A 7,522-nucleotide genomic window follows, 5' to 3' on the forward strand; every position below is an offset into this window, starting at 1 on the left:
TGGCGCTCAGCATGATCGAGCGCGCCATCGGCGCCAGCGTGCCCTTTGGCTGGGTCGCGGCCGATAGCGTTTATGGCTTTGGCGATATCGAGATGGCGCTGCGCCGCGCAGGCAAAGGCTACGTGCTCGGTGTCAACGCGACAGCATCCTTCAACTCCCGGATCGGCAAGCCTGAGGTCGCAGGGACGGCCGAGGACATCGCCCAGGCACTCGATCCCGCAGCGTGGCATCGCCTGTCGGCGGGTCGAGGCACGAAGGGCGAGCGCCTGCACGACTGGGCGTACCTGGAACTGGCGGACCTCGAAGCCGATGAGTTCCGCCCAGGAGCCAAAGGATTGTGGACGCGAGGTCTGCTGATCCGTCGCCATATCGCCGATGGCGAGACGGCCTACTTCACCACCTGGTGCCCGGCCGGAACACCGATCGAGACGCTTGTCGCGGTCGAAGGACACCGCTGGGCCATCGAGGACAGCTTCGAGACCGCCAGGAACGAACTCGGCCTGACGCACAATGGTCGGAGGCATTGCGTCCGACCGGTCCTGGCACGGCTGGCACCGCCACGTGTCCCTGGTGATGCTGGCTTTCGCCATGATGGCGGTGATCCGCCATCACGCGAACCGACACCCCAAAAAACATCGACGGCTCGCCGCACACGCCAGACCTCGTCCGCTGGTCGATCCAAGAGATCCGCCGCATAGCCGTGCGCCTGGCGCAACGGCGCATTCGACCTGCCAGCATCATGGCCTGGTCACTCTGGCGAAGAGCACACCAAGCCGCCGCGCAGCAAGCTCACATCACGAAGAAAGCAACTGTAATGCTAGGAAGAGGCCAGGAGGGCGGTTCGGGAGATGCTGCCTGATCTCATCGGCAGCGATGGGGTGCTCAGCACGAGCCAGCAATTCGAGATCTGCGATGAAGCGGGGCAGCTTCTTGCAACACTGCCTTTTGCCGACGCCATCAAGCTGTAATAGCTGTGTCGCACTGGGCGTCCGTTTGCCGGCCACATGGAGGATGCCGGCACTGTCTGATGCATCCGGCATTCCATACGGCTACGAGCAGGCGCCTTGCCGCCTTGTCCCCCACAACCGGCCGGGTATAGCGGAAGACTCTGCCCAGCGGCCTACCGCTGGATGGGGTGAACAGCGGTCATCCCCTGCCCCTCAGCATTTCCGCTGCTGGATCTCGATCTGGTCCAGCACAGCTTCTGGCGCGATGTCTCGCTGTACCTCCTGCAGCTCTGGGTCCGCATCAACCTGGATGTCCAGGCGCTTGGCAATGGCGACGACGAGCTCCGACAGCTTGGTCAGTTCGTGCTCAGTGAGGAGGCTGATCTGAAGATCGAGATCGGCACGCTGGTCGGCCGCCGCGGCCATGCGGTTTTGGCTGATGAGCACGAAGGTAGAGAGGAAGATGGCCTCGACTGAGGCTTCCATCGCTAGCACTACGAAAGACGGGTCGAATTTGGGCACACCCGGGATGAGGCCCAGATTGATCAGGATCCAGGCGCCGTAGAAGGCAAGATGAATGTAGACAAAGGTCATACTTCCGGTGAAGCGGGTGATGGCCTCAGCGACCCGCTCTTCGCGGCTCGCGGAAGCGGCTTCTTCGCGCCGCCGGTCCTCCAGCGCCTGGATGTTGCGCAGAAGCGACGTGCTGAGGCCGACTGGCTTGGGGGGCGGCACCGTCAATCTTGGCTCGGGCATGTCAGACTGTGGTCCTCGTTTCCAGGGAAGGCACGTAGGTGCCAGCAGAACGCGCGAAGGACTGGTTTGGAGTCGCCTGCAGACAGGAAGCGAACGCGAACCGCGCGTTCGCTTCCGCGGCACCAAGCTCCAGAAGTAGCCAGGCAGCTTTCAGCCAGATCTTGCTCATGGTGTACATACGCACCACCGGTTTGGCGCCGTCGCTGGCAGAGCCAGTGACCACCAGCTTAGCCTATGCTTGTGCAGCTGGATCCAGGTGTCCGGAGGCTTACAACGGCTCCAGAGCAAGCTGCATATTTTGAGGCAAGCACGGGTGACCCTCGCTCTGGCGTGCTCCTGTTGTTATTTGTCAAGCGATAGTTTACACAGGGAGGTATGCATCGCGAACTGCCCCCCTCGCCTGGCTCGGCCGCTCCACCGCATCCTGGCCTTTTATTGCGCGATCACGTCCTGCCTGCGTTGGGGCTCACAGTGAGCCAAGCAGCCCTGGACCTCGCGACCACGCGGCAGAACCTGCACCGTATCCTGGCGGGGCAAAGCGCCATCAGTCCAGAAATGGCGTTGCGGCTGGAACGGTTCTGCGGGATTTCCGCCACCTTCTGGCTGGAACGACAACAGAGCTTCGATCTGTCACAGGCTCAGCAAGCACTAGCGAGCTCGTTGATCGGTATCTCCCGGCATCTTCTTCCCAACACTGTCCTAGTACAGATCGGAGCACCCCATGAACGATAAGCCAGACGCTCCGGACAAGGCGCGGACCGGCGTTGCCGGTCTCGATGACATCCTGATCGGAGGACTGGCTCCGGGCCACCTGTTTCTGCTGGAAGGCAATCCGGGCACCGGCAAGACCACGATCGCGCTCAGCTTCCTGCTGGAAGGCGCCCGGAACGGGGAGCAAGGTCTCCATATCACGCTGTCCGAAACCGAACGAGAGCTCCGCAACGGAGCTCTGTCGCATGGCTGGAGCCTGCCAGACAACATCGAGGTCTTCGAACTCGTTCCGCCGGAAAGCCTGCTGGATGCCGCTCAGCAACAAAGCCTGCTGTATTCCTCGGATCTCGAGTTGGGCGAGGCCACGCGCCAGATCTTCGAAACCTTCGAGCGCATCCGACCGGCGCGGGTCGTCCTGGACAGCCTGTCGGAAATCCGCCTGCTGGCGCAGAGTTCACTGCGTTACCGGCGGCAGATCCTGGCCCTGAAGCACTACTTCGCCCGCTCCGGCGCCACGGTGCTGCTGCTTGATGATCTGACCTCCGACACGTTGGACAAGACGGTGCACAGTGTCGTTCACGGGGTGATCCGGCTGGAAGAGATGGCGCCGGAATACGGCGCCGAACGGCGCCGGCTTCGAATCTCGAAGTACCGCGGCCAGGCATTCCGTGGCGGCTTCCACGACTTCGCTATCAAGCGCGGCGGAATCCAGGTTTTTCCACGCCTAGTCGCATCTGAGCATCGCACCGGTTTTGACCGTCACCCCATGACAAGCGGCGTTGCCGAATTGGACGCACTGCTAGGCGGTGGCGTCGAACAGGGGTCCAGTGCCCTGCTGCTGGGTCCGGCAGGAACGGGCAAGAGCATTTTCACGCTGCAGTTCGTTGCCGCCGCGGTGAAACGAGGTGAGAAAGCCGCGATCTTTGTCTTTGACGAGGAGCTGGGCCTGCTGTTCAACCGTACTCGTGCCATGGGCTTCGATCTGGAGCAGATGCGCGACCGTGGCATGCTGCATATCGAGCAGGTCGACGCGGCCGAGCTGTCCCCCGGCGAGTTTGCCCACCGTGTTCGGGAGAGGGTCGACTCTGCACAGGCCAAGACCGTGGTGATCGACAGCCTGAACGGCTACCAGGCGGCCATGCCGGACGAGAACGCGCTGATCCTGCACATCCACGAGTTGCTGCAGTACCTGAACCGCCAGGGCGCCACCACCTTCCTGACCCTGGCCCAGCACGGGCTGGTGGGCGACATGAAGTCCCCGGTTGACCTCACCTACCTGGCGGACACCGTGATCCTGCTCCGCTATTTTGAAGCTTTCGGTAAAGTCCGGCGTGCCGTCTCCGTGATCAAGAAGCGTACCGGGCCGCACGAGGATACAATCCGCGAGTACCGCATCGGCGGATCTGGCCTCAGCATGGGCGCGCCGCTGGGAGGGTTTCAAGGTGTGCTGAGAGGTGTGCCGACCCTTGCCGGCCATGCGGCACCTCTGTCGAGCGCACCCGGTTCGGAGTGATGCTCGTTCCTGCGCAGCAGCCTCCCTCCGCGCTGATCCACACGCCACACGGCCGGGATGCCGCGATCGCCGAGGCGCTGCTGCACGAAGCGGGGGTCGCCGTGTGCCGCGTCTGTCCCAGCCTGGTAAGCTTTGAGGCGGCGCTGGGCGAGGACACCTACTTCGCCGTGGTCACGGAGGAAGCACTCAGAGGGGCCGATCTCAAGGGCATTGCCGCGCGGATCACGGCACAGCCCGCGTGGTCCGACCTGCCGTTCATCGTCCTGGCCCAGGGCGGCGGCCCAGAGCGGAACCCGGCCGCAGCCCATCTCTCCCAAGTGCTTGGCAACGTCACGTTCCTGGAGCGCCCGTTTCACCCAACCACCTTCGTCAGCATCGCGCGTTCCGCCCTGAAGGGTCGGCAACGCCAGTTCGAGGCGCGCGCGCGGATCGAGGAATTGCGCGAAAGCGAGAACCGCCTGCAGATCGCATTACTGGCGGGGCGCCTCGGGTCCTGGGAATTCGACGTTGAGACCGGCGTCCTGACCTCGTCGACAACCTGCAAGGCCGTGTTCGGCCGTGGACCGGCGGCCTCCTTCACCTATCAGGATCTTCTGGCCTGCATCCATCCCGACGACCGCGACAGAATGCAAGGGGCGGTTCGGGCCAGCGTTGCCAAGGGCGTGGATTACGCCATTGAGTACCGCACGATCTGGCCGGACGGCAGCGTCCACTGGGCGGAGATCCGCGCCCGCATCGTGCGCGACCGGCAGCGAGGCAAGCCCCGCCTCGTCGGCGTGTCATCCGACATTACGGACCGCAAAACTGCCGAGGATCGGCTTCGTCAACTGAATGAAACGTTGGAGGAGCGTGTTGTTCTGCGCACCGCCGAACTGAGGCAGGCCCACGATACTGTCTTGGCGGAGGTGAAGCAGCGTGAGCAGGCCGAGGAGGAGCTCCGTCAGGCCCAAAAAATGGAGGCGGTTGGACAGCTGACGGGCGGTCTCGCGCACGACTTCAACAACCTGCTGGCGGGCATCACCGGTAGTCTGGAGTTGCTCCAGATACGTCTGCAGCAGGGTAGAACCACGGAGCTGGACCGCTTCATCGTCACGGCGCAGCAGGCGGCCGGCCGGGCGGCGGCCCTGACACACCGGCTCCTGGCCTTCTCCCGGAGGCAAACGCTCGATCCCAAGCCTGTTAACGTCAGCCACCTCGTGGCCGAGATGGCCGAGCTGATTACCCGCACGGTTGGACCAGCCGTCGCGATTGAAACAACGAGCGCGCACAATCTCTGGTCCACGCTGGTGGATCCCAACCAGCTTGAGAACGCCCTGCTGAACCTGTCCATCAACGCGCGCGATGCCATGCCGAATGGCGGCCGCATCCGGATCCGGGCGGAGAACCTTTCGCTGGACGGGCGGACAGCGGGAGCCCGAGACATGCCGCCCGGCCAGTATGTGGGGTTGAGCGTCACGGATACGGGATCTGGGATGCCCCCGGACGTCATCGAGCGCGCCTTCGACCCGTTCTTTACGACCAAGCCTCTTGGCCAGGGAACCGGGCTGGGCCTGTCAATGATCTACGGTTTCGTGCGGCAATCTGGCGGGCAGGTGAGGATCCATTCGGAAGTCGGCCACGGTACCACGGTGCGTCTTTATCTCCCGCGGCACCTCGCGGCGGTGGAGCCGGCGGCAGCCAAACTGAGCACAACTATGGTGTCTCCCCGTGCCGAGCTGGGCGAGACCGTTCTGGTCGTGGATGACGAGCCGAGTGTCCGGATGCTGGTCTCCGAGGTGCTCCAGGATCTCGGCTACGACGCTGTCGAGGCGGAGAATGGGCGTGTCGGGCTGGATATCCTCCGCTCGCATGCCCGCATCGATCTACTGGTCAGCGATGTTGGCCTGCCAGGAGGCATGAACGGCAGGCAATTGGCGGATGCCGGACGAGCCCTGAGACCAGACCTGAAGGTGTTGTTCATCACTGGATACGCGGAGAGCGCGATGATGGATGAGAGGCATCTTACCCCGGGTATGTCCGTGCTTTCGAAGCCCTTCTCGCTCGAAGTTCTGGCAACCAGGATCAGAGGGCTCATCGCAGGTGAACTGTCGTCATCCCGCTCCTCCGACTTCTCTAGGCGCAGGTGAGTGATAGAGGGTTCAGAATGAAAGCATGCAGCGGGTGCTTCTGAAGACTGACCCACAGCTGATGCCGACAGTGGCGGCCCGTAAAGGGCAGCCGGGACGTGGGCACTCGCTGAGTTTTTCATCTGCTGCAACACTGCTCCGAGGCTAGCATCGGCTTCAGTAAGGGCCTGTCTAAGGTAGACAGAGTGCTCTCAGCCCAAGCCTGCTATTGATCAGCGCTTGCGAGCCAGCACTATGGCGTTGTTGCTCTGGTCCCCCCGCGCCAGTTGCGCCTACGAGCACCCTATGGCTGAGCCGACAGGAAGCCTCCCCTACTCTACACTCAGCATCATCGGTCTGACCCGGTGAGCTTTTTTCTGGGCTGAATAAGCGCAGCCGCGAACGTGAGAAGGCCATGCAGTTGTCTGCCGAGAACAACATGGCCTCCTGGAGCCGATAGCAGCCCGGAAGCCGGAGGGTCAGACCGGCGTTGCAATGAAGGCAGCTTTCGTGCGGGAAGCAACCACATTTGAGTGCTTGCCGGATCTGAAGCCATAGAGCCGCCTTTCTGATCGTCAGCTGGGCGGCAGCGGCAGTGGCATCCAGCATTCTGGATGAAGTTCTAGCAGCTGCGATGGATCAACAGGGTCAACGGCCAAGAAGCCGCCTGTGCTGACACACCAGCGGTCGTAGGACCAAACAGCAACGGCGTAGGTCGAATTTCCCCCGGAGCTCATGCAGGTGAGAATAGCCGTTCGATCAGTCGGGGCACTCTCCATCTTGCGCCACTTGTCCAATCACTCTCTCCAGAAGAACTTTTGCTCTGCCAGCATGGTACATCAATTACGGTTCCGAAGCGAAACATATGAAATTGGGATATCGCCTAGGGTGACGACTCAATCACGGCAGCCAGAAACAGGCGATTGCGACGAGTGCGACGGCCGAGAGGAAGTTCCTGGCGAGGCGGTCATAGCGGGTGGCGATGCGGCGCCAGTCCTTCATGCGGCAGAACATGCGCTCGATGACGTTGCGGCCACGATAGGCGCGGCGGTTTAGTGGATAGGGATGGCGACGCGCGCGGGTCGAGGGAATAACGACTTCCGTGCCCTGGGCTTCAAGCGGCTTACGGAGATGGTCGGCGTCGTAGGCCCTGTCCGCGAGCAGGCGACGCGGTGGTGCGATGTCGTCGAGCAGAGTGTTGGCGACGCTGATGTCGGCGACATTGCCTGGCGTCAGGACAAAGGCGATCGGTCGGCCTTGAGCGTTGGCCAGAGCGTGGATCTTGCTGGTCCGCCCACCACGTGAGCGGCCGATCGCCTGCGCCGTGTTGCCCCCTTTTTGGCCCCGGCCGCGGAGCGATGGGCTTTGACATGGGTACTGTCGATGGAGATCTCGTCCGGGATGTTTCCAGCCGCGGCCAGGCGCGCGAACAGCCGGTTCCAGACACCTTGGGCACTCCACCGATTGTAGCGATTGTAGATGGTGGTGGC

The 7,522-nt window shown here is 62.8% G+C and carries 5 protein-coding genes and 2 pseudogenes; 5 read left to right on the top strand and 2 right to left on the bottom strand.

What is annotated here, in order from left to right:
• Positions 1 to 663, top strand: a pseudogene (locus tag D2K64_RS22355) (IS701 family transposase); the annotation flags it as partial.
• 170 nt (positions 664 to 833) lie between these two features.
• Positions 834 to 968 (top strand): annotated as a pseudogene (locus tag D2K64_RS26345) (hypothetical protein); the annotation flags it as partial.
• 192 nt (positions 969 to 1,160) lie between these two features.
• On the opposite strand, the gene D2K64_RS22360 reads toward D2K64_RS26345, so the two are convergent.
• Positions 1,161 to 1,703, bottom strand: coding sequence for a DUF1003 domain-containing protein (locus tag D2K64_RS22360; protein WP_120010596.1), 543 nt, complete (start codon positions 1,701 to 1,703; stop codon positions 1,161 to 1,163).
• Between the two features lie 375 nt (positions 1,704 to 2,078).
• On the opposite strand from D2K64_RS22360, the gene D2K64_RS22365 reads away from it, so the two are divergent.
• Genes D2K64_RS22365 through D2K64_RS22375 form a run of 3 tightly spaced genes read left to right on the top strand, consistent with a single transcriptional unit; the run spans position 2,079 to position 6,053 of the window.
• Positions 2,079 to 2,435, top strand: coding sequence for a HigA family addiction module antitoxin (locus D2K64_RS22365; protein ID WP_120010597.1), 357 nt, complete (start codon positions 2,079 to 2,081; stop codon positions 2,433 to 2,435).
• Positions 2,425 to 3,927 carry an ATPase domain-containing protein gene (locus D2K64_RS22370; protein WP_120010598.1) on the top strand — a complete coding sequence of 501 codons (1,503 nt, stop codon included), beginning with the start codon at positions 2,425 to 2,427 and terminating at the stop codon, positions 3,925 to 3,927. The genes D2K64_RS22365 and D2K64_RS22370 overlap by 11 nt, the downstream gene beginning before the upstream one ends.
• Entirely contained in the window at positions 3,927 to 6,053 is a 2,127-nt protein-coding gene (locus D2K64_RS22375) for an ATP-binding protein (RefSeq protein ID WP_120010599.1), read from the top strand. The genes D2K64_RS22370 and D2K64_RS22375 overlap by 1 nt, the downstream gene beginning before the upstream one ends.
• Before the next feature lie 879 nt (positions 6,054 to 6,932).
• Here the strand turns inward: D2K64_RS22375 and D2K64_RS22380 are convergent.
• The coding region (locus D2K64_RS22380; RefSeq protein ID WP_157986047.1) for an IS5 family transposase at positions 6,933 to 7,522 on the bottom strand (590 nt) is incomplete at its 5' end.

Source organism: Teichococcus vastitatis, from assembly GCF_003604215.1.
Taxonomy (GTDB): domain Bacteria; phylum Pseudomonadota; class Alphaproteobacteria; order Acetobacterales; family Acetobacteraceae; genus Pseudoroseomonas; species Pseudoroseomonas vastitatis.